Consider the following 20,710-nt stretch of genomic DNA (forward strand, 5'->3'; position numbering starts at 1 on the left):
CCATAGGTCAATCGTATTGCGACTAATTTGGAACACCTGTGCGGCTTCACTTTTCTTCATGCCGTCTAACTCGATCGCTTGGATCACCTTCTGACGCAGGTCATAACTATAGGGGTTTGCCATGAGCAGCTTGAATAACTTCAGGACAATAGGTGCTCTCTACTCTACGTCCTAACTATCTTGGCGGTTGCTATATATCAAAATTTTTAGAGTCAAGTATTCGGTGTTTTTTAGTTGCTGTTGCAGATGAATTTGATAAAATTGAGGAAGCATTTTTAACAGATGGGGCTTTTTAACAAGAGTGACCCCATCTTTTTTTACCGCAACTTGGGTTCAGGAGCGCTTGCACTAGGCTTTTGACGGGGTTGTCACCCCGTGAGTTCTGTCAGTTTACGCGAGACGATGGAATCTGTTCTTCAGCACGCAGCGTCCTAACATACTTGAATACAGCTATACTTAAAAACTTAACTCAGTGGAACCGTTCATTGTAGAAAGTCGAGTCTTAGAGGATTTACTGACTGCCGTTGACTTCACACTTCATGAATTCCTGTTCGTCCAGCAAGACTCGCTACAATGGTTGCTAATTCAGAAGGTTCCACAGGTTTAGGGATGTGCATTTGAAATCCGGCAGCGATCGCTCGCATCCTATCTTCAGCCCTAGCGTATGCTGTTAGAGCAACAGCAGGAGTTCGTCCCCCCTCTTCTACGTTCAATGCCCGTACTCTACGAATCAATGTGTAGCCATCCTCTCCAGGCATCCCGATATCGCTCAATAGAACATCTGGTTTAAGAATTTTTATCGCTTCAATCGCTGAATCAGCCGATCCAACGGCACACACAGAAGCTCCGCACTGTTCCAATAGCGTTGTGACAAACACTCGCGAATCAACCTCATCGTCTACGACGAGTATTTGTAAGCCATCTAACGAAGGCGGATTGTTAAATGAAACTCCCCGCCCAACCGTTGGGTGTACCCGCTCTCCCTCACTTGTCTCCATACGGACAGGCATCAGAGGAAGCTTTACGATAAATGTCGCTCCCTGCCCCTCACCTTGACTTTCTGCACGAACTGTCCCACCGTGTAGCTCTACCAAGTGGCGTACAATCGCTAGACCAAGACCAAGTCCACTGTATGACCGGGTAATAGAACTATCAGCTTGACGAAAGCGGTCGAAGACATAGGGCACAAAGTCAGAGTTAATGCCAAGTCCTGTATCGATTACTGTTATTTCAACATGGGAGTTAATCCGTTCGAGGCGAACCTGAACTCGCCCTTCTTTAGGTGTGAACTTGATTGCATTGGATAATAGATTCCAAATTATCTGCTGTAAGCGGTCTGAGTCACCGGCAACCGGGCCTGCTGCCGGATCGAGTACACTTTGGAGTCGAATAGCCTTAGCATCAGCCGCCGGGCGGACGGTATCAACCGCCGCCTCAACAACCAAAGCCAGCTCAATTGGGCGGACATTTAGGCGTAACTTGCCCTGAATGATGCGGGAAACATCCAGCAAATCCTCCACCAGCTGAGCTTGTGCCCTAGCACTGCGTTCAATGGTCTCCATCGCCCGCGCAGTAGTCGCCTCGTCAAATTTGCGGGTATTGAGTAATTGAACCCACCCTAGCATTGCATTGAGGGGCGATCGCAGTTCGTGAGACAGTGTTGCCAAAAACTCATCCTTCATGCGGTTTGCTGACTCCGCCGCAGTGCGTGCTTCCTGTTCGGCAACGAGTAGTTGGTTGCGTTCATCTTCAACTTGCTTCCGTTCAGTGAAGTCACGCATGATTTTAGAAAAGCCTCGTAGCTCCCCAGTCTCATCTCGTAAGGGCGTTACGATGCCACTTGCCCAGAAACGGGTGGCGTCCTTACGCAGGTACCAGCGTTCATTTTCAGCACGACCTTCTATTACTGCCGTTTCCAGTTCTTGCTTGTCTGCACCGAGTTCTAGGTCTTCAGGTATATAGATAATTGAGGCAGACTGACCGAGGATTTCGGCTTCCTGATAACCGAAAATGCGCTCTGCTCCAATGCTCCAACGAATAACACGCCCGTCTGGGTCGATGAAGAAAATCGCGTAGTCCTTTACATTTTCTAATAACAAGCGAAACCGTTCTTCGCTGGTTCGCAGCGCTTCTGATGCCCACTTGCGATCTGTGATGTCAGCTACGATATACACGGCACCCGTAAAAACTCCACTCTCGTCGAACACGGGATCTGTGGTTACAGAAAACCATCGTTCACCACACCGTAGCTCCTCGTTCTCGCGACGACGGGTTTCTTGGACACGAGTTAAGGGAGTGACCTCGACGCAGCCCAGGATATCGTGCATTACCTCCTGATAAAAGCAACCCTCGATCTTTCCGAACGGTTTTTTCAGCAGATTCGTCATGGCGCTGTTAGTTCGCAAGATTCTGCCACGGTGATCTAGTAAACAAACACCATCCTTCATGGCATTGAATGTCGTTTGCCACTCTTTCGCCAAAGCCATTGCCGATTCTTCAGCTTCTCGGATGCGGAGCAAAGCTTTCACAGTAGCGAGCAACTCGATTGGCTCCACCGGCTGGGCTAGATAGCCATCTGCACCACTCTCTAACCCTTGTGCCTTGTCTTTACTCTCGACAAAACTAGCAGACAGATGCAGGACAGGAATAGAGGAAGTAGCAGGATTTGCCTTGAGCCGGTGGCAGACCTCAAACCCATTAATATCAGGAAGCTGCACGTCAAGGATAATTAAGTCAGGCGGTTGCTGCGCTACTAATTGCAGACCCGTTTCGCCAGTAGCAGCCTCTTGAACCTTATACCCCTCTTTCCGAAGCATTCGACTGACGACATAGCGGTTCGTTTCATTGTCGTCTACGTGCAAGATCGTGATAAGGGTGCGGTCAGACATGAGCAGCCTCTCCAGGCTCTAGAACTAGCCCAGCTAAAAGAAGTGCTTCTCGGACAAGAGCGATCGCTTCTTCACGAGATGAGTTTTCTTTTGAGAGAATCGCTACTGTGCTTTCGACAAGTATCGAGCGTTCCTCTGGTTCAAGAAGCTTTGAAGTATTAATAATTACTGGAATATTTTTAGTAGCTGGATCGGCTTTCATCTGTTCCAAAACCTCGAACCCGCTCATATCTGGCATAACTAGGTCGAGAAAAATGCAAGAAGGATTTTCTAGGCGGGCGTGACGGATACCTTCGTCCCCTGAAGTTGCCTCAATTATCTTAAAATTAAAACATTTTTCACGAGTGCTGCGACCCGTAAAATCGGCTAAATATTGCTTTAGTAGATAGTGGGATGCTGGGTCATCGTCAATAATCAAAACTTTTTGTAAATGCTCTTGTTTGACTAAAGTATTAAGTTTTTCAAGAAGCGATAATCGTTCTACTGGTTTCACAAAAAAGGCATCTGCACCTAAAGCACGAGCTTTCTTTTCGTTGTCAATAACAGTGATAACAACGATCGGGATATCTCGTGTCGCAGCGTTTCCTTTCATCTCTGAAAGGAAATCCCAGGTATTTTGCTCCTCAAGCAAAATGTCTAATAGCACAGCTCGTGGCTCAAACATTTGAAATGCTTGTTTTACTTGCTTGAGCGATCGCGCTGGGAAAATTTGATAGCTCGACCCCGCAAAATACTTCTCGTAAATGAACAGTGTTTCTGGGTTATCTTCTACAACTAATACTGGATAGCGAGTCGCATCTAACTGCAAAGGAGCATCGGGTTCAGATACCTCCTCTATATCACCCTCACCCCGGTAAATGAGCGGTATGGTGGCGAAAAACGTGGAACCTACCCCTTGTAAGCTTTTGATGGAGACACTCCCTCCCAGTAACTCGGCTAACTTCCGCGAAAGCGGCAGTCCTAGACCTGTTCCTTTAACCCGCTTTTGAAGGTGAGAATTCACCTGAATAAATTCCTCAAAGATCCGTTCAGTATCCTCAGGCGCAATTCCGATACCTGTATCAGCCACCGAGAAGACGACAGCGTTTTTGTCCAGTTCAGCTCTGATGCGAACTTCACCTCTTTCGGTATATTTCAATGCATTAGAAATAAAATTTCTCAAAATTTGGGCAACCTTCCCCTCATCGGTGCAGAGTGGAGGAAAGCCAACAGGTTCTTCAAAAACAAGAGAAATTGAGGAATTATCGCTAAGAAGTGGGCGCAGCATTCCTCGAAGAGTAGCGAATAGCTCGCTAACTTCAAACGCATTCGGATGAACCACAATTTTTCCTGCCTCGACCTTTGCCAAGTCCAAAAGGTCGTTCACCAACTCCGAGAGTCCTTCAGCCGATTGACGGATAAACGTCACTTGCTGTTCTTGATCGGGTGTCAATTCACCATCCATCCGATCTAGCAGCAGTCGAGAGAGAGACATAATCGAGTTGAGCGGCGTGCGAAACTCATGGCTCATATTAGACAGGAAGCGAGTTTTAAGTTCATTGGCTCGCTGTAAAGAAACTGCTTTTTCGTCTAACTCGGCATATAATGCCACAACACCCCGATTAGTATCCTCTAGCTCGCGATTGACCTGCGCCAATTCAGCTTGACGCTTTTCGAGTTCTGCTAGAGTGCGAAGCAGTTCTTGGTTTTGTTGCTGAATTTCCTCAAAGGGATTTTGAGACCCTCGCATCGCCAACTCATCAGCAATTTGCGCCAAGCGCTTTGCTGTCAAGATCGGTGCCCGCTTTGGCAAGGTTTTTTCCATCAGCACCTCTGTTCCCTGCCCTGGCGTGGACGCGATATGAAACCGATCCATCAGCCGCTTGGTGCCAATAATGCCTAAACCCATTCCGGTTTTTGATTTATACTGCCCATCCAGAATGCTCTTCAGATTGGCGATACCCGGCCCTTGGTCACGAATGCATACCACCAAGCTCTGAGGCAATTCGCCTTCCACCCGAAACTCTATTTTTCCCCCACGGGTATATTGGAAGGCGTTGCGGGCAATTTCCGATACAGCAGTGGCAATGCGCGTCTGATCCTGCGAGTCAAACCCCAAAGCTTGAGCAATTTGGCGTGCCTGCTGACGGGTCATCACGACATCTTGCTCAAATCGTATTTCTATCGTAAGAAGATTGGTCATTGGTCAATTGCTAATGGCTAATCGCTTGTTATTTATTGTTCATCAGCCCCTGCTGTACTCCTTTGGCCTTCAGTCTTCTTCGCGAGCAACCAGCACAGTGATGTCATCGCGACCTCGGTAGAAATCCCGGTACAAAACTCCAGCAATTAGGCTGGGATGTCTGGTTATGAGACCAGCATAGCGATCCAATCGCCACTGTGTACTCAACCCATCGGAATGCATCACCAAAAGCCCTCCTTGAGGCCACTGATAGACAAATTCCTGGATTTTACGGACTTCATGCCCCACAGTGCCATTGTGGGAAACCATGCTGTAGCTTCCTGCGGGAGAAAAAACGCTGCCAGCGATATTACCAACTCCAGCAAAACGAACGACAAGAGTTTTAAAGTCTACTTCTGCGATCGCTAAAGCAGCTCCACGAGTACTCCGTAGGGCTACGTGAGCTGCTTCAATAATCTCTGCGGGACTTTTGCGGACATTCTCTCGAAATATCTGAATGGCTTCTAGGGACGCCTGGGCGGCTAGAGGGCCGTGACCCAAACCATCTGCGACTAATAGCAGACTGCGACCGGGCTGTTGGTCGGTTGCCCACCCATCACCCGATACCTCCTCCCCTGCCATCGGGAGGCACACCACGCCAATCTCTAGATTGTTGGTCGATTGGTTTGCCACTTCTGGGCAAGCCCAGAGGTGACTTAATAAAGCTGTACCCACGTTGGGAACAGAATGAATCTCAAAAAAAGCAGAAAGGCGGCTAACTGCCCCCAAACCATTTCCAGGAGTCCCTGCTGTAGAAAAACCGTCGCGCAGACACTCCTGGATATTGCTGATCCCTGGCCCTTTGTCCAAGGCTAGGATTTCTATACCCGTTATCTCGTTTTTGCTTAAAGGCTGTAGCAGCAACAGACCGTCTTTAGCGTGCAGAACCAGGTTATTGGCGATCTCAGTAACGACAATACCAACCTGCCCCCGCTCAGTTTCGTTGAAGCCGAGACGAGTCGCGATCGCGAGGGCTATTCGTCTCGCTTCACCAGCCTGACTAGACTCTAAAATGGGTAAGGCGACGGGAGCATTCATAATTAACTCACTTCCACTTTGTAATAGTGACTTTTGTGCCTTCTCCGACACGGGAAACGATATTGAATTCGTTCACCAGGCGCTTTGACCCACTCAACCCCATACCCAGCCCGTTTCCGGTTGTGAAGCCATCTTTTAGCGCCAGATCGATATCCGGAATTCCTGGCCCACTGTCTTCAAAAGTTAGCCGCAGACCCCGACGGAGTCCCTCCTCTAGGGCTTCCAGTTGCACCGTCCCGCCGCCGCCATAGTCCAGGGTGTTGCGTGCCAGCTCGCTCGCCGCTGTCACGATTTTAGTCTGGTCTATTAGGCTAAAACCCAGTCCTAGGGAAAACTGACGCACGGCTTGCCGTACTAGCACAACGTCTGCCGAAGACTGGATGCTTATCGTTTCAGACCTCTGCAAGACCATCTATGCTCCCCCTAGGAGAAGCCTCCAACGATTTATGCAGGAGGGACATTCCCTTTTCAACGTTTAAGGCTGTGCGAATGCCGGTTAAGGAGAGTCCTAACTCTACTAAAGTGATGGCGACTGCTGGCTGCATACCTACAACAACCGTTTCAGCATCAAGTACTCGCGACATCTTGGCAATATTTCCCAGTATCCGTCCAATAAAAGAATCAACGATCTCCAGTGCTGAAATATCTATCAGCACACCACGGGCACTTGTTTGGCTAATGCGGTCGGTCAGGTCATCTTGCAAAGCGATCGCTAGGCGATCGTGCATATCAACCTGAATCGTCACTAGCAGGAATTCACCCATTTGTAATATGGGGATACGTTCCATAAAACTCCTTAAGTGCGTGTTTGGGCGCGAGAGATCGTAGCTCCAGTTCGCTTCAGCGCCAAAGCAAATGCGTCGCATAGAGAAGCCTTGGTGATCACATCAGCCAGATCCACGCCCAAGTAGACAATCGTTTGAGCAATCTGGGGCCGAATCCCGCTCAGGATGCAATCAGCGCCCATTAGACGAGCCGCAGTGACTGTCTTAAGTAAGTGCTGAGCGGTGAGAGTATCAACGGTCGGCACTCCCGTAATATCAATGATTGCGACTTCCGAACCCGTCTCTACAATCTTCTGCAAGAGGGACTCCATCATCACTTGGGTGCGGGCGCTATCGAGGGTGCCAATGATGGGTAGGGCTAAAATGCCTTCCCACAGTTTCACGACCGGCGTTGAAAGTTCCATCAGCTCCTCTTGTTGGCGCAGGATCACTTCCTCGCGGGCTTTCTGATAGCTTTCAGTTGTCCAGAGTCCAAGCTTGTCCAACAGAGTCGTAACTGACCAAATCTCTTCCAGAAGGCTTTCGCTATCCTGTGCAAGTTCTAGGCGCAAGCGGCTGAACAAAGGTTGCTTCAAAGAAAAAACAAAAGTTGCGGTTTCTGATGGCGTGAAGCCTTTCTGGCTGCGCGATCGCGAAATCGAGCCAAGCATCTCGCGCACGCTACGCCATTCAGTCGATTTAATGTCGGTGAAGTTACCTTGCTGGACAGATGCCGAGAACAAGTCCAGGAATTCTCTGCATTCTTCACGCAGCTCTATTTCCTTAATTAGGTCTTTGCGGATACCAGCAATTATTTGCTCTGAGATCCAGTCTGTTAGCAGTTGGGATTGATCGGTTTGGAGAATTTTCGGAATCTTACTTTTGCCGCTCAAGTTCATATTAACGGCCCCTTGTTTTAGCCTGTATTTGGCAAATTATTGTACAAGTCAACGATTTAGGCTTTTCGGCTAACTAGCTCAGTGGAGCCATTGAACAGCTTTCGTTGCGAGAATCCCTAGATGTACTTTTTTATCGTTAAGAAAATCTAGTTGACGAACTAGGCAGTATGAGGTAGTCCCTGAAAGGCTGATTGACCAAGATTAATTATAAGGATAAGGCGGGACAAAATAAGTACGTGTTACCGAAGTTTCACCGTCACGTTCCTACGCTTATGGTTCGCCCTAAAATCTGCAAGCCAGCCTAGACATCATACCCATCATCTAGGCTAAAGGTTGCTGAGTGCTTCCTGTTGCGTTGCGTAATCAACTGTAATTGAAGCAAGGCGATCGCGCGAAGGCACCCTATAAACTGCTCTGTGACAGTTACACAAGTTCTAAGCAAGCATCTTCACGTCTTCGCACTCGCTACAAGTCCTCTATTGAGAACTTTTGTGCTAAAGCAGCAGTGAGAGTCAGGAAGTTTTGAGAATCTCGAATTGCTAATTGCAGAGGAGGAGTGGGAAAAATATTAGTAACCCACTTGCTTATCCACTACATTTCGCAGCGGTAAACCAGCTTGATAGCGGCTCAAATTCTCCAAAAACAGTTCTAAGGATCGCTGGTAAGTTTGTGGCGAATCTGCCGAACAGTGGGGTGAAATAAAGACGTTAGGCAGCGACCAAAAAGGACTATCTGGCGGTAAGGGTTCTGCGGAAAAAGTGTCTAATGCAGCGCCTGCAATCCAGCCTTCTCGAAGAGCAGTCAGCAATGCAGCTTCATCGACGATTGCACCTCTAGCAATATTAATGAAAAAGGCAGATGAACGCATGGCTTGAAAAACTGCTGCGTCCATCGTGCCTTTCGTCTCCGGTGTCAGAGGTGTGCTAACGACGACATAATCAGCTTCCGGAAGCAGCGATCGCCATTCAGTTGCACTCACGACTTTGTCAAACTCCGGTAGCGGTTCGGGATGGCGACGGCTACCCCAAACTCTCATGCCAAAAGATGACGCACGTTGCGCGATCGCGACGCCAATACTTCCCGCACCAATAATTAGCAAGGTTGCATCCTTCAACTCTTTCAGTGTTATGCCTCTCCCCCAATTACGTTCAGCTTGAAACGCTTGTAGTTGAGGTAAATTCTTCGCATGATAGAGCATAAACATCAGGACAAATTCCGCAATCGGAATTGCATGAACCCCTGCGCCATTCGTGAGCGTAATCTCCCGTTCCAAAAACGTTGGTGTCAGAATGTGATTTACCCCGGCACTAGGGGTGTGTTGCCAACGCAGCGTGGGTGCAGCCGCGAGAACTTTATGCAAAGTAGTTGGTTTTAGCAGAATCCAGTTGAAATAAACTTCAGCATCGCTGGCATCGCCGTCAAGATTGCCCTCACTATCCACACGTACCACCTGTAAATTGGGAGGTAAACGCGGCTCGATATCAGATGCAATTTCGGTAGGGATTATTAGTTTCATATTTGGTCTGATATCGGAACGAATTTGCCATGTATCGCGTGATAGCAGATGGTTTGGTGAATTCTGGACTATGTATGCGGGAAGTGGGGGGAAGTGACGACACTCAAGGGTTTTGGTCTTTAGGCTGTTTTTGATTCAACCGCAGATGGTTTGGTGAGCTTGGGGCGAGAACCGCAAATAGTTTGGTGTAAACTCTCCTCAATATCGGAGGGTTATGTCTTCTGTTGTTGCAGAATTCTGCACGAAATTCGTTCTACTTAGTCTCCAGTAGAGTAGAGTGTGTACGCCAAACCATCTGCGATCGCGATTCAGCAACGCCTAGTTTGAGATGTTAAGCGCTATCTCTGTGGAACTTTGGGCAAAAGTTTCTTAGAATTTCAGGAACTTCCGCGAACATTTGGCAGATTGAATGGACGCACAGGAGGGGCAGCCGCCGCACCATAATTCACTCGGCAGCCAATATTTAATATGTTGGCTCCACACTCAAGTGGTACGACTTCGCCGCCTAGCATGGCGCTACAGCTAACATAGCCATCATTGTTCGTGTCCTTAATCATGCACTCAATCGGTGTGGCACGCGCATGGCTAGACCAAGACCTCATACCCATCCCTGCAATCATGTGCTGCCAAAAGAAACCGAGAACAAACAAGCCAAAAACAACAGCAATGACTGCCGTAGCGATAATCCCGACTCTGGTTTTCCAATTGCTGAGAATTCCTCCCGGCTTGAGTTGTGGAGAATTCTGTACGGTGGGAGCAGCATTGGTTTTTTCTGGTACTGGTTGAGTTTCAGACATGGTAATGCTTCTTTACTCAGTAAGCCGCCACTTTGAGTGGCTTACCTAAAGTCTACAAAATGGCGCAAAAATAGGGGTGCGATGTATAAAATCGAGTGGCAACAGAAAGAATCAAATTCTCTTGAGGATTTCTAGAGAGCGATCGCATTTTAGCGATCGTGTTCTACCCTTCAGGAACCCCAAGGGCAAACACAGCAGTACTTCGCCATCACTACATTTAAGGGATGCTCCTACTCCAGCCGCGACACTAATACACGGACTACATGCACAAGTGTCTGGATTTCCCTGCCCAGTTGGTTGTCAAAGAAATCGACTATGGAATAATCTACTATGCCTCCTAGCCAAGTCCATCATTCAACTCTCCATGAAACAGATTACCTGCGATGGATAGAAACGACTGTAAAAAAATTGCGGAGTCAGGACTATGCAGAGGTGGACTGGGAGAATCTGATTGAGGAAATCGAGGACATGGGGAGGAGTGAACGGAGAAGCTTAGAGAGCAACTTGATTGTAGTCCTCCTTCACTTACTGAAATGGCATTTTTTTCACACGCTGGGTATTTTGGCGAAGTGTCTTCTCTAGGGTTCGACAAGTCAGACATCACTTCTATCTACCAATCCACCATAATCTTCAGAGAAGCGATATTCTCCATGTTCGAGTTCAGTAGCAAATCCAGTTAGCCACGTCCTAAAGTTAGGAAAAATTATACTTCTAATAGGTTCTTGCCACTCTACGATAATAATCTGACCTACTTCACCACCGGGTTCTGGAGCTAAATCTAGACATTTACATGAGCCATTACTTTCGTAGGTTAGAGGAATCCATTTCGGATGCCACCAACCTTTCCAAACACCTTCTTCTATATCTTCTGGTGAATATTTAAAACCTTCGTTGCTCATCTCATACCAGGATTGCCATACTGTAATCATCGCTTCAAGAGAGAGAAATTCAAGATGTGGAAAAAGGGAGTAAGACTGTTCATCAACCTGACCGTTATGAATGAGATAGGACTCTTTGACATCTTTAGGAAACTTAATACAGAAGAAATTTTCTGTTCGTTGAATTTCTTCCTCAGTGGCTCCTGATTGCAAATTATCCAATACTTTTGGTGCATTTACTCTAAGCCATTTATCTATCTTTTCCCATATAGCTTTCATCTCTTATCTCCTTTAGTTCGTCAGTGCGATCTGCATATCGCCGTAGTAGCGCGGCAAGCTTAAAATGTTGGGTTAGGGTAGACCAAGGAAACCCACTAGCTATATTTTTCCTCGTTGCTGGTGTCATTAATGCGATCGCTATCCTCGCCAATGCTGAATGCGATCGCACTCGATAAATTTTGAGAAAATGAGGAGCGATCGCACTCTCGTTAATCTTTCTTTTTCTTATCTTTTTTCTGGTCTTTGTCCTTTTCTTTTTCCTTGTGCTTTTTCTTTTTGTCTTTAGCTTTACCTTCAGTCTCTTCTGCTGCTCGTAAAATCAAATTTCGGGCAACAGTTTGAGTACCTGTATGCTCGTAGTAATTAGTTGACATATCTAGGAATGCAGCTAGATAATCCAACTTACTATCAGCAGTATTCATAAATTGTTGTAAGTGCCCCAAAACATTTTCTTGTGTTAACCCACGAGATGCAACAAAGTTATTCATCCAACCGTTAACTGAGGCAAAACTCTCACCGATGAAGCCTAATTTTCCAGCCGTAGTACCGCCAGGAATTGCACTGTTAATACTCTGATAGGTAGTATTTCCTTCTAATTGCGAAGGATTGACCTGGCTAAGAATAGATTGAGCTTTGAGGATGAAGTTGGGGCCAAGCGGAATCAATCCATCAACAGCAACTAGCGCAGCCATTCGCATTATAGATTCGTTGTGATAGTTTCCTAAAGAAGTTCTAAATGCTTCAATGCTGGTAGGAATGCCGTGCAACCGACAAAAGGCAATCAACTCGACAACCAGCTTTAGGGACAAATCAATCGCTTGTACGGTATCCGCTTTGGGAGTAAGCTGGTTTAAAAAATTCAGGAAGCTAATTTTCTCGCCAACTTTGTTCGCTAGTGCTGCTGCACCAATGGCACTATCAGCACGGTCAATTGTTTGGTAAAGCCATAAGGTTTGTTGATAACTCTGGGTTGGATCGTTGTACAGCGCGATCGCTCTTTCGCCAATCTCCTCAATCAGACCTTTGTCGGTAACACCTGTCACCGCACGGATAGTATTTTCAAATCCCACCAAGTTTTGCCACTCACCGGGAACGACATAATCGAGCGATCGCAGCATATAAACGGTCATGCTGCTGGTTGGCAGGGTATCCACCAATTTAGAAATAGACTGACTCACGAATTTAGTTCCTTTTTAACTTGATGCCTACCTCTTTTTATCCTAATTTTTAGGACGAAGTACCTTTTACAAAAAATTACAAAATTAAGGTGAACTTGCCAGCGCGATTGCAATACAGCCCATAGATTACGCTAAGCGTTGAAACTAAACTTTTGTTTTATTCAACTGCTGCTGGAGCGCAAATTATTTGTTATTACTACCGTTGGTGAATGAATCCTCGGAGTGAAAACCAAGCAACAGCAGCAAGGGGAAGGACAACACTGATACCAATAGCAGCCCCTTTCAATCGTTGTATCGAGAGTAGATTTAATTTGATGCCATACACTGTCACCACAGTGTTTGTCCATTCTTCTAGTTGATTGGGAGAACTGGTAGGAACCAGAACCATAATCGAAAAAAACAGTGCCAGATAGAAAGCTAAAAGCGCCGCTCCACCACCAACTACCGCCAGAATGACTTTTTTGAGTATCTGAAGAACTTCTTCCATAGCCTAAATACTCGAAATGAATTGAAAATTTGTCACGTCCCCTACGATAGCGAAGATCGTACAAAAGCGATCGCGCTTTCCCAATTAACGGTCTGATGAAGCAGGGAGCGGATAAATAGCTCTTTTATAGTCCGAATTTCTTGTTCTTGGAGGTGCTTCGCCAAATGCGCCGCATAGGAGGGTCTATTCGTTACAGAAGTCGTTGCGAACCAGCGGTCAATTAAGGCGGGTGTAATATGCATAGAGGTTTGCGATCGCTCCTCAGTCACTTCAACCACCAATCCCGCCGACTCGAAAGCTTTTCTCAAATCAAACGCATCCCAGTTAACCATTGGATCTGACGTGTCGCTGTAAATTGCCTCTTCCGCTGCCACTAATCGCTGGTATAAGTCGGCATTGGGTTTCGACTTTTCGAGCAAACGATAAAGCCGTTGCGTGTGGCGTGGCACTGTTTCTGCAAGTACCAAAACGCCCGACTGTTGCAGTAATTGGGCTAACCATTTGGCTGCTGCTGCTTTATCCGGTTCGTGGATAAGTGCATTTCGCCCGATGATGCAGTCAAATCGGATATCAGAGGATTGGGCAGCTAAAACCTTTGGCAATTGGGTTAAGGTAGCACTCAATAGGACGGGACGATTGAGTTCTGGAAGCGCTACCACTTGCTCTTGGAGCGCCTTTGCTTCATCAGCAGTGCGAGTACAGGCATAAACGCCACCTTCTGGTACGCGACGCAAAGCTTCAAAGGTGAGTAAACCACTCCCGGCATTCAAGTCCAAAATGACATGGTGACGCTGAAGTTGAGCAAGGGTGAAAATGCGATCGCGTATCCCTGCAAGTTGCTCGCCAATCTGACTCAACGTGCGTTGCAACCAACGGTCAACTGTGCGGTCAGTTGGTCCTGTTGTTAGCACTTCCACGGGTGAGATAAAAACACCCTCTGCCACTGCTTCCAACTGCGCTTCCCGATGACGCGCCACCTGCGTCTTAATTTCTCCTTCAAATCCCTGTGTTGAAGGTTGATAAAACACCTGTCCCTGCAAACTACTCGGTAAATACTGTTGTGCTACCCAGTGGTCGCGGTAGGCGTGAGGATAAAGATAGCCTGCACCATGTCCCAATCCTTTCTTGTCCCGGTTGGCATCTTTCAGGTGATTGGGGACTTCCGCCTCCCGTTCCTTCTCAACCACCGCTAGCGCATCAAAAAATCCCATCGTGCTGTTAGATTTGGGCGCATTGGCGAGATAAAGCGTGGCTTGAGCCAGGTGATAGCGTCCTTCTGGCATTCCCACCCACTCGAAAGCACTCGCGCAGGCATTAACGACGACTAAGGCATTAGGGTCAGCGAGTCCCACATCTTCGCTAGCTAAAATCAACATTCGCCGGAAAATGAAGCGGGGGTCTTCCCCGGCATAAACCATCTTTGCTAGCCAATATAAAGCTGCATCCGGGTCAGAACCGCGCAAGCTTTTGATAAAAGCACTAATCGTATCGAAGTGGGCGTCTCCTTCCTTGTCATACAGAACTGCCCTTTGCTGAATCGATTCCTCCGCGACAGATAGCGTAATGCGAATCGTTCCAGTTTCGTCGGGGGGTGTGGTTTCGACGGCTAATTCCAAGGCATTGAGTAAGGAACGGGCATCACCGTTAGCGACATTGACCAAATGTGCGATCGCATCCGGCTCTAAGATTACAGATAGCTGACCATAACCGCGTTCTGAGTCAGCGAGTGCCTGTTCGAGGACGCGGCGTAAGTCAGCTTCATTGAGAGGTTTAAGCTGAAAGATGCGGGAACGGCTGACAAGAGCTTTGTTAACTTCAAAATAGGGATTTTCTGTAGTTGCACCAATCAGAATCACCGTCCCATTTTCCACCCAAGGAAGCAGGGCGTCCTGTTGAGATTTATTGAAGCGATGAACCTCGTCAACAAAAAGAATCGTGCGCTGAGTGTGTTCTTTTTGGCGTTTTTGAGCGGTAGCGATCGCATCCCGAATTTCTTTTACCCCAGAAAGGACGGCATTAATCGCAATGAAGTGAGCGCGGGTGGTATTGGCGATAATCCGAGCCAGAGTTGTTTTCCCCGTACCCGGTGGACCAAAAAAAATCAGGGAAGAAAGCTGGTCAGCTTGAATCGCACGGCGTAACAAACGCCCGGAGCCTAGGATGTGGTCTTGCCCGATAAACTCATCAAGAGTACGTGGGCGCATCCTCGCAGCCAGGGGTGCATCTTTTTCCACTAATTGTTGGCGATGCTGGTCGAACAAGCCTATCTTCACCCGGTAGGAATTGCCATCTGTCAGTATAGACTAACCCATTAGACCTCCCCAGAAATTAGATTTCGGCTCAAGTCGCAAAAAGGTTTCTGGCTCTTTGAGAGTCGTCACTTTTCGTCGAAACTGTTGCCGAACACTTGCGTAATTTACATGAGTTTGGCGCTAAAGGAAGGAACGCTAGCCCGATTCTCGTAGGTATCATCCGCATCCGTATTCCCTCTCTCCAAAGCATCTCTCTTAAGACGGATTCTCCTGACGTAGCGACTCAGATTGAATAGAGAAGACCGTGTATGTATACGGATGGCTGTTCATGAAGCGCGACGGCACAGGCAAGTTTGTTAGCAATTGGAACTCAGAGACGAAACAACGGGTTAGCCTATCTCTCACCGATACAGCATGGCGATCGCTCGATCGAGAGGCTCACAAGCGAGGAATTTCTCGATCTGAAGTCATTGAGCGCTTTGCCCGCACGCTTGAAAGCGAACAGGCGCTCGCTGCCCAAGAAACTGAGGGCAGGGTGGTAACGATTCTTGAAAGCATTACAGATGCTTTTGTCGCCTTCGATTGCGACTGGCGCTACACCTACGTGAATCGGGCGGCGGCTAAAATCCTGCACAAAACGCCAGAAGAGTTACTGGGAAAGCACGTTTGGAACGAGGTTTTTCCTGAGTTGGTCGGTGGAATTGCATATCGGGAACTACATCGGGCAGTGGCACAACAGGTTCCTGTTTCGTGGGAAGAATTTGGGGAACCGATCCAGTGTTGGATAGAGGCGAATGCCTATCCCTCGACGGCAGGGGTAGCCATTTATTTTCGAGATGTTAGCGATCGCAAGCAAGCGGAGGCAGAACGAGAACGGTTGTTGCACGAGCTTGAAATTGAACGCGCCCGATTTGAAGCCGTATTGCGACAAATGCCTGCTGGAGTCATGATTGCTGATGCGGCATCTGGTAAGTTAGCTCTGGCGAACGAACAAACCAAGCAAATTGTTGGGTATGGTTACGAACAGTTGCTTGAGCTTGAGGAATATGCACCCCTGATTCCCTGTGAAATCTTTCGCTTAAATGGTCAGCTCTATGCCCCTCATGAGTATCCATTGGTGCGATCGCTAAAAACAGGTGAGATCGTTACCAACGAACAGATAGAAATTCATCGAGATGATGGTAGCCGCGTCTTCATTAACGTCAACTCAGCACCGATTTTAGATAACCAGGGACAGATTATTGCAGCCGTCGTTATCTTCAAAGACGTGACCGATTACAAACAAATTGAACAGGCATTCCGAGAAAGCGATGAACGCCTGCAATTAGCACTGACGGCGGCTCAAACGGTTGTCTGGGATATGGATTTGCAGAGCAATCGAGTGGTGTGTTCTGCTAATGCTCTAGACTTTTGGGGTCTTTATGAAGGGACGGGAGAAGAGTTTGTTGCGCTCATTCATCCAGACGATCGACAACAGGTGCTCCAAGCGACGGCAGGGGCAATGGCTGGAGAACAGCCCTACACACCGGAGTATCGAGTAATTTGTCCAGACGGCGTTGTGCGCTGGCTCAACAGTCAGGGGCAAGTCTATCGGGATGAGACGGGACGAGGAGTTCGCATGATTGGCGTTTCGGTTGACATCACCCAACGCAAACAAATGGAAGCGGAGCGCGATCGCCTTTTAAAACGAGAACAATCTGCCCGACTAGAAGCAGAAAGCGAACGCAAGCGGTTGTATGACGTCCTGATGCAGTTCCCTGCCATGATTGGCATTGTTAAAGGTGCCGATCTTGTGTATGAATTTGCCAATCCCACCTATCTGCAAGGGGCTGGACGCACTCCAGACATTATTGGTCAACCACTTCGGCAGGTTTTCCCAGAGCTAGAGGGGCAAATTTACTTTGACGTGCTTGAACAGGTTTATCGAACGGGAGAAACATTTATTCGGGAGGAGTCACCTACTTACTGGGATCGCAATGGCGATGGGGTGTTGGAAGAAGCATTTTTCCACTGTATCTGTCCGGCTTGGCGAGATGCTGAGGGAATTGTTCAGGGTGTGTTGATTTATAACATTGAAGTGACAGCCCAGGTGCGGGCAAGGCAACAGATTGAGGCTTTACTGGCAGAACTTCAGCAAAAGGAGAGACAGCAGCAATTTCTGATCGAATTGAATGATGCGATTCGTGCCATTCAAGACTCGAAGGAAATTATGTGGCGGGTGGTTAGCTCCGTAGGACAACACTTTGGTGTCACTCGCTGTACCTATGGTGAAATTGATTCCACACAAGAATACGTCAGCGTCGATCGCGACTATTGCAATGGTGTAGTCAGTGTGGTGGGTAGCCATCATATGGATTCGTTTGGTTCTGAATTGATTGCTGAGTTAAAGCAGGGCAAAACTATTGTCGTAGATGATGTCGATCGCGATCCTCGGACTGCCGGATCGGGGGCTGCTACCTTTGACGCAATTCAAACCAAATCTCTCCTGTGTGTTCCCTTAGTGAAAGAAGGGCGATTTGTTGCATTGTTGGTATTGCACCATGTTTCTGTTCGCCAGTGGACGCAGGAAGATGTAGTGCTGATGGAGCGAATTGCTCAAAAAACCTGGCTAGCCGTGGAGCGATCGCGGGCAGAAGAACAATTGCGAGAAAGTGAAGCTCACCTGCAACTCGCGCTCAAGGTCGGACGCATGGGAACGTGGGACTCGGACATGCAGACCGATGCCTTGCTTTGGTCAGAAGGACATTTCATTATCCTGGGTTTGCAACCGAATGAGTGCGAACCCAGCTATGAAGTTTGGGCCAGTCGGGTTCATCCCGATGACTTAGCAGAAGCTGAGGCGAAATATCAGCAAGCCATAGCTGACAACAAGGAGTTTCACCATGAATATCGCCTGCGTTGGTCAGATGGCTCCATTCACTGGGTCGAAGCCAGAGGACAGTTTACTTATGATGTTCAGGGAAATCCCAAGCACTCGATTGGTGTCGTCATAAATATCACAGAACGCAAGCAAGCGGAAGAGGCGTTACGTCAAGCCCTACAAAAGCTCAACTTCCATGTTGAAAACTCTCCAATGGCAGTGGTTGAATGGGATCGAGACTTTCGAGTCATTCGGTGGTCTGTTGGTGCAGAGCGCATTTTGGGCTGGAAAGCCGAAGAAATCCTGGGCAAATCTTTAACAGAGATACCTTTTGTCTTTGAGGAAGACCTGGAACCAGTTACTGAAGTCTGCCAACGGCTGGTCTATGGTGAAGAACCCCATATTTTTTCATACAACCGCAATTACACGAAAGATCGCAACATTGTGCATTGCGAGTGGTATAACTCCAGTCTTAAGGACGAATCGGGACGGATGATTTCGGTGTTATCGCTGGTGCTGGATGTGACGGAGCGCAAGCAAGCCGAACAGGAACGGGAACAACTACTAGGGCGCGAACGCATTGCCCGTTCAGAGGCAGAAGCGGCACAGCACCAATTAGCCACTATTTTTGAAACGTCTCCGATTGGACTTGCCCTATTAGATGAAAAGCAGCGATTTATTGCCATCAACGAAGCATTAGCAGAAATTAATGGATTAACCCGCGAGCAACATTTAGGAAATTCCATTCCAGAACTTTTTGGTCAATTCGATCCCAAATTAGTTGAAGTCTTTCATCAGATATACACCACAGGAAATCCCTTTATTTCACCAAACTTTGCGGTGAATGTTCCCGGACGCGGCGATCGCCGTCCCGGTTACTACAACGTTTACTATCTTCCGACTGTTAACTCAAATGGTCAGGTTGAAGGGGTTTTAATTTATGTAGTCGATGTGACTGAGCGCGTCAGGTTAGAGCTTGCCCAACGCTTTCTCTCTGAGGCGAGTGCAGTGCTGGCATCCTCACTCGATTATCAAACGACTTTGGAACGAGTCGCGCAGCTTGCAGTGCCGAAATTAGCGGACTGGTGTACGGTTCACATGATAGAAGAGGATGGTGCGATCGAGCAGATTGCAGTGGCTCACATTGACCCTGCCAAACTGGAATGGGCACATCAGATTAGAGATAAGTATCCGATGAACCCGGATGACCCTCGCGGTGCTGCATTTACACTGCGAACTGGACAACCTGATTTGGTGCCGGAGATTCCCGATGAATTGCTGGTACACGCAGCGCGGGATTCAGAGCATTTAGAGATTCTGCGGCAGGTTGGATTCAGCTCTGTAATGACGGTGCCACTACGAACTCAGGCACGAATTCTAGGGGTCATTTCCTTTATCTCTGCCGAATCTGGACGACAGTACACCCCGGCAGATTTGGAACAGGCAGAGGAATTGGCTCGTCGTGCTTCTTTGGCGATCGACAATGCTCAGTTGTACCGGGCGGCTCAACGCGATCGCGCCAAAGCAGAAGCCGCTAACCGCATTAAAGACGAATTCTTGGCGGTATTGTCCCACGAGTTGCGATCGCCCCTCAATCCGATTCTGGGCTGGACAAAATTGCTCCGAACTGGGCGACTCGATGCTACAAAAACCCAGCAAGCGCTGGAAACGATCGAACGCAACGCCAAGCTGCAAGCCCAATTAATTGAGGACTTGTTGGATGTCTCGCGCATTCTGCAAGGAAAAATGACGTTAAACGTCGCTCCTGTGAATCTAGCGGCAATGATTGAGGCTGCCCTAGAAACGGTACGACTGGCAGCCGAAGCCAAACACATTCAAATCCAGACCACATTTAATCCGATTTCAGGAACGGTTTCAGGCGATACCAATCGCCTGCAACAAGTCGTCTGGAACCTGCTTTCCAATGCCGTGAAGTTCACCCCAAGTGGAGGAAGCATCGAGGTGCGACTAGCGCAAGTTGGCACCTATGCTCAAATTCAAGTCAAAGATACTGGAAAAGGCATCAGTCCAGACTTTTTACCCTATGTGTTTGATTACTTCCGTCAAGAAGATGGCACAATAACCCGACAATTTGGCGGATTGGGATTGGGACTGGCGATCGTCCGTCATTTTACCGAACTGCATGGAGGAACCGTTCAAGCAGACAGCTTAGGACAGAACTTAGGGGCTACATTTACCATCCGGCTACCGTTAAACATCGTCGAGCCGGAACCCTCTTCTGAGGATAGACATTCAGAAAGTGCGGCAGACTTAGCAGGTATTCACGTCTTGGTTGTGGACGACGATGCAGATATGCGGGAGTTGGCAGCATTCACCCTGACGCAATCTGGTGCAGAAGTTACGACAGCCGCTTCGGGTGTACAGGCATTGACCCACCTGAATCAATCTGTCCCCGATCTGTTGTTATGTGACATTGGGATGCCAGAGATGGATGGTTATGCGCTGATTCGGCAAATTAGAAAGTGGTCGCCCCAACAGGGAGGCACGATTCCTGCGATCGCACTTACTGCCTATGCTGGAGAAATCAATCAGCAGCAAGCCTTAGCTGCCGGATTTGGGATGCACATCTCAAAGCCTGTCGAACCGGAAGAATTGGTGCAAGCGATCGCGCGTTTGCTAAGACGCTGAATGA

Annotated in this window: 15 protein-coding genes and 1 pseudogene; 3 read left to right on the top strand and 13 right to left on the bottom strand. The window is 48.0% G+C overall.

Features of this window, described 5'->3' with window-relative positions:
* The 9 genes from NDA03_RS24675 to NDA03_RS24715 form a co-directional block, all read right to left on the bottom strand.
* Positions 1–123: IS630 transposase-related protein (locus NDA03_RS24675; RefSeq protein ID WP_348239468.1), on the bottom strand; the 123-nt coding region annotated here is incomplete at its 3' end.
* A gap of 407 nt (positions 124–530) precedes the next feature.
* The gene (locus tag NDA03_RS24680) at positions 531–2,888 is read right to left on the bottom strand and encodes a response regulator (protein ID WP_190987074.1); all 2,358 of its coding nucleotides are present in this window, start codon (positions 2,886–2,888) and stop codon (positions 531–533) included.
* The gene (locus NDA03_RS24685; protein WP_348239439.1) at positions 2,881–5,070 is read right to left on the bottom strand and encodes an ATP-binding protein; all 2,190 of its coding nucleotides are present in this window, start codon (positions 5,068–5,070) and stop codon (positions 2,881–2,883) included. The genes NDA03_RS24680 and NDA03_RS24685 overlap by 8 nt, the downstream gene beginning before the upstream one ends.
* Positions 5,071–5,139: 69 nt before the next feature.
* Positions 5,140–6,147: an ATP-binding SpoIIE family protein phosphatase gene (locus tag NDA03_RS24690; protein ID WP_190415967.1), complete on the bottom strand. Its 1,008-nt coding sequence runs from the start codon at positions 6,145–6,147 to the stop codon at positions 5,140–5,142.
* A gap of 7 nt (positions 6,148–6,154) precedes the next feature.
* The gene (locus NDA03_RS24695) at positions 6,155–6,559 is read right to left on the bottom strand and encodes an anti-sigma regulatory factor (RefSeq protein ID WP_348239440.1); all 405 of its coding nucleotides are present in this window, start codon (positions 6,557–6,559) and stop codon (positions 6,155–6,157) included.
* Positions 6,540–6,935, bottom strand: coding sequence for an STAS domain-containing protein (locus tag NDA03_RS24700; protein ID WP_190415969.1), 396 nt, complete (start codon positions 6,933–6,935; stop codon positions 6,540–6,542). Before NDA03_RS24700 ends, NDA03_RS24695 begins: the two co-directional genes overlap by 20 nt.
* Before the next feature lie 8 nt (positions 6,936–6,943).
* Positions 6,944–7,810 (bottom strand): STAS domain-containing protein, encoded by an 867-nt coding sequence (locus tag NDA03_RS24705; RefSeq protein ID WP_348239441.1) that lies wholly within the window; start codon positions 7,808–7,810, stop codon positions 6,944–6,946.
* A 568-nt stretch (positions 7,811–8,378) separates the two neighbouring features.
* On the bottom strand, positions 8,379–9,326 hold the full coding sequence (locus NDA03_RS24710; protein WP_348239442.1) for a D-2-hydroxyacid dehydrogenase: 948 nt from the start codon (positions 9,324–9,326) through the stop codon (positions 8,379–8,381).
* 377 nt (positions 9,327–9,703) lie between these two features.
* Positions 9,704–10,123, bottom strand: coding sequence for a hypothetical protein (locus tag NDA03_RS24715; protein ID WP_190415972.1), 420 nt, complete (start codon positions 10,121–10,123; stop codon positions 9,704–9,706).
* Positions 10,124–10,453: 330 nt separating this feature from the next.
* On the opposite strand from NDA03_RS24715, the pseudogene NDA03_RS24720 reads away from it, so the two are divergent.
* Positions 10,454–10,660: pseudogene (locus tag NDA03_RS24720) on the top strand (DUF29 domain-containing protein); the annotation flags it as partial.
* A 56-nt stretch (positions 10,661–10,716) separates the two neighbouring features.
* On the opposite strand, the gene NDA03_RS24725 reads toward NDA03_RS24720, so the two are convergent.
* Entirely contained in the window at positions 10,717–11,280 is a 564-nt protein-coding gene (locus tag NDA03_RS24725) for an SMI1/KNR4 family protein (RefSeq protein WP_348239443.1), read from the bottom strand.
* 23 nt (positions 11,281–11,303) lie between these two features.
* Between NDA03_RS24725 and NDA03_RS24730 the strand changes: the two genes are divergently transcribed.
* Complete coding sequence (locus NDA03_RS24730) at positions 11,304–11,456, top strand: hypothetical protein (protein ID WP_348239444.1); 153 nt, start codon at positions 11,304–11,306, stop codon at positions 11,454–11,456.
* Between the two features lie 33 nt (positions 11,457–11,489).
* Here NDA03_RS24730 and NDA03_RS24735 read toward each other — a convergent pair whose 3' ends face one another.
* From NDA03_RS24735 to NDA03_RS24745, 3 genes are all read right to left on the bottom strand, one after another.
* Positions 11,490–12,458 (bottom strand): hypothetical protein, encoded by a 969-nt coding sequence (locus tag NDA03_RS24735; RefSeq protein WP_348239445.1) that lies wholly within the window; start codon positions 12,456–12,458, stop codon positions 11,490–11,492.
* Positions 12,459–12,654: 196 nt separating this feature from the next.
* Positions 12,655–12,945 (bottom strand): hypothetical protein, encoded by a 291-nt coding sequence (locus tag NDA03_RS24740; protein ID WP_348239446.1) that lies wholly within the window; start codon positions 12,943–12,945, stop codon positions 12,655–12,657.
* Between the two features lie 41 nt (positions 12,946–12,986).
* A complete protein-coding gene (locus tag NDA03_RS24745; protein WP_348239469.1) occupies positions 12,987–15,212 on the bottom strand; it encodes an AAA family ATPase in 2,226 nt (741 codons plus the stop codon).
* 313 nt (positions 15,213–15,525) lie between these two features.
* Here NDA03_RS24745 and NDA03_RS24750 point away from each other — a divergent pair, with 313 nt between their 5' ends.
* A complete protein-coding gene (locus NDA03_RS24750) occupies positions 15,526–20,706 on the top strand; it encodes a PAS domain S-box protein (protein WP_348239470.1) in 5,181 nt (1,726 codons plus the stop codon).
* Positions 20,707–20,710: the final 4 nt, after the last annotated feature.

The organism is Trichocoleus sp. Lan, from assembly GCF_039961855.1.
Classification (GTDB): domain Bacteria; phylum Cyanobacteriota; class Cyanobacteriia; order Cyanobacteriales; family FACHB-T130; genus FACHB-T130.

Excerpts from the sequence above, each read along its gene's own strand:
- NDA03_RS24680 (WP_190987074.1), bottom strand. The coding sequence starts at position 2,888 with ATGTCTGACCGCACCCTTATCACGATCTTGCACGTAGACGACAATGAA.
- NDA03_RS24685 (WP_348239439.1), bottom strand. The coding sequence starts at position 5,070 with ATGACCAATCTTCTTACGATAGAAATACGATTTGAGCAAGATGTCGTG.
- NDA03_RS24690 (WP_190415967.1), bottom strand. The coding sequence starts at position 6,147 with ATGAATGCTCCCGTCGCCTTACCCATTTTAGAGTCTAGTCAGGCTGGT.
- NDA03_RS24695 (WP_348239440.1), bottom strand. The coding sequence starts at position 6,559 with ATGGTCTTGCAGAGGTCTGAAACGATAAGCATCCAGTCTTCGGCAGAC.
- NDA03_RS24700 (WP_190415969.1), bottom strand. The coding sequence starts at position 6,935 with ATGGAACGTATCCCCATATTACAAATGGGTGAATTCCTGCTAGTGACG.
- NDA03_RS24705 (WP_348239441.1), bottom strand. The coding sequence starts at position 7,810 with ATGAACTTGAGCGGCAAAAGTAAGATTCCGAAAATTCTCCAAACCGAT.
- NDA03_RS24710 (WP_348239442.1), bottom strand. The coding sequence starts at position 9,326 with ATGAAACTAATAATCCCTACCGAAATTGCATCTGATATCGAGCCGCGT.
- NDA03_RS24715 (WP_190415972.1), bottom strand. The coding sequence starts at position 10,123 with ATGTCTGAAACTCAACCAGTACCAGAAAAAACCAATGCTGCTCCCACC.
- NDA03_RS24725 (WP_348239443.1), bottom strand. The coding sequence starts at position 11,280 with ATGAAAGCTATATGGGAAAAGATAGATAAATGGCTTAGAGTAAATGCA.
- NDA03_RS24740 (WP_348239446.1), bottom strand. The coding sequence starts at position 12,945 with ATGGAAGAAGTTCTTCAGATACTCAAAAAAGTCATTCTGGCGGTAGTT.
- NDA03_RS24750 (WP_348239470.1), top strand. The coding sequence starts at position 15,526 with ATGAAGCGCGACGGCACAGGCAAGTTTGTTAGCAATTGGAACTCAGAG.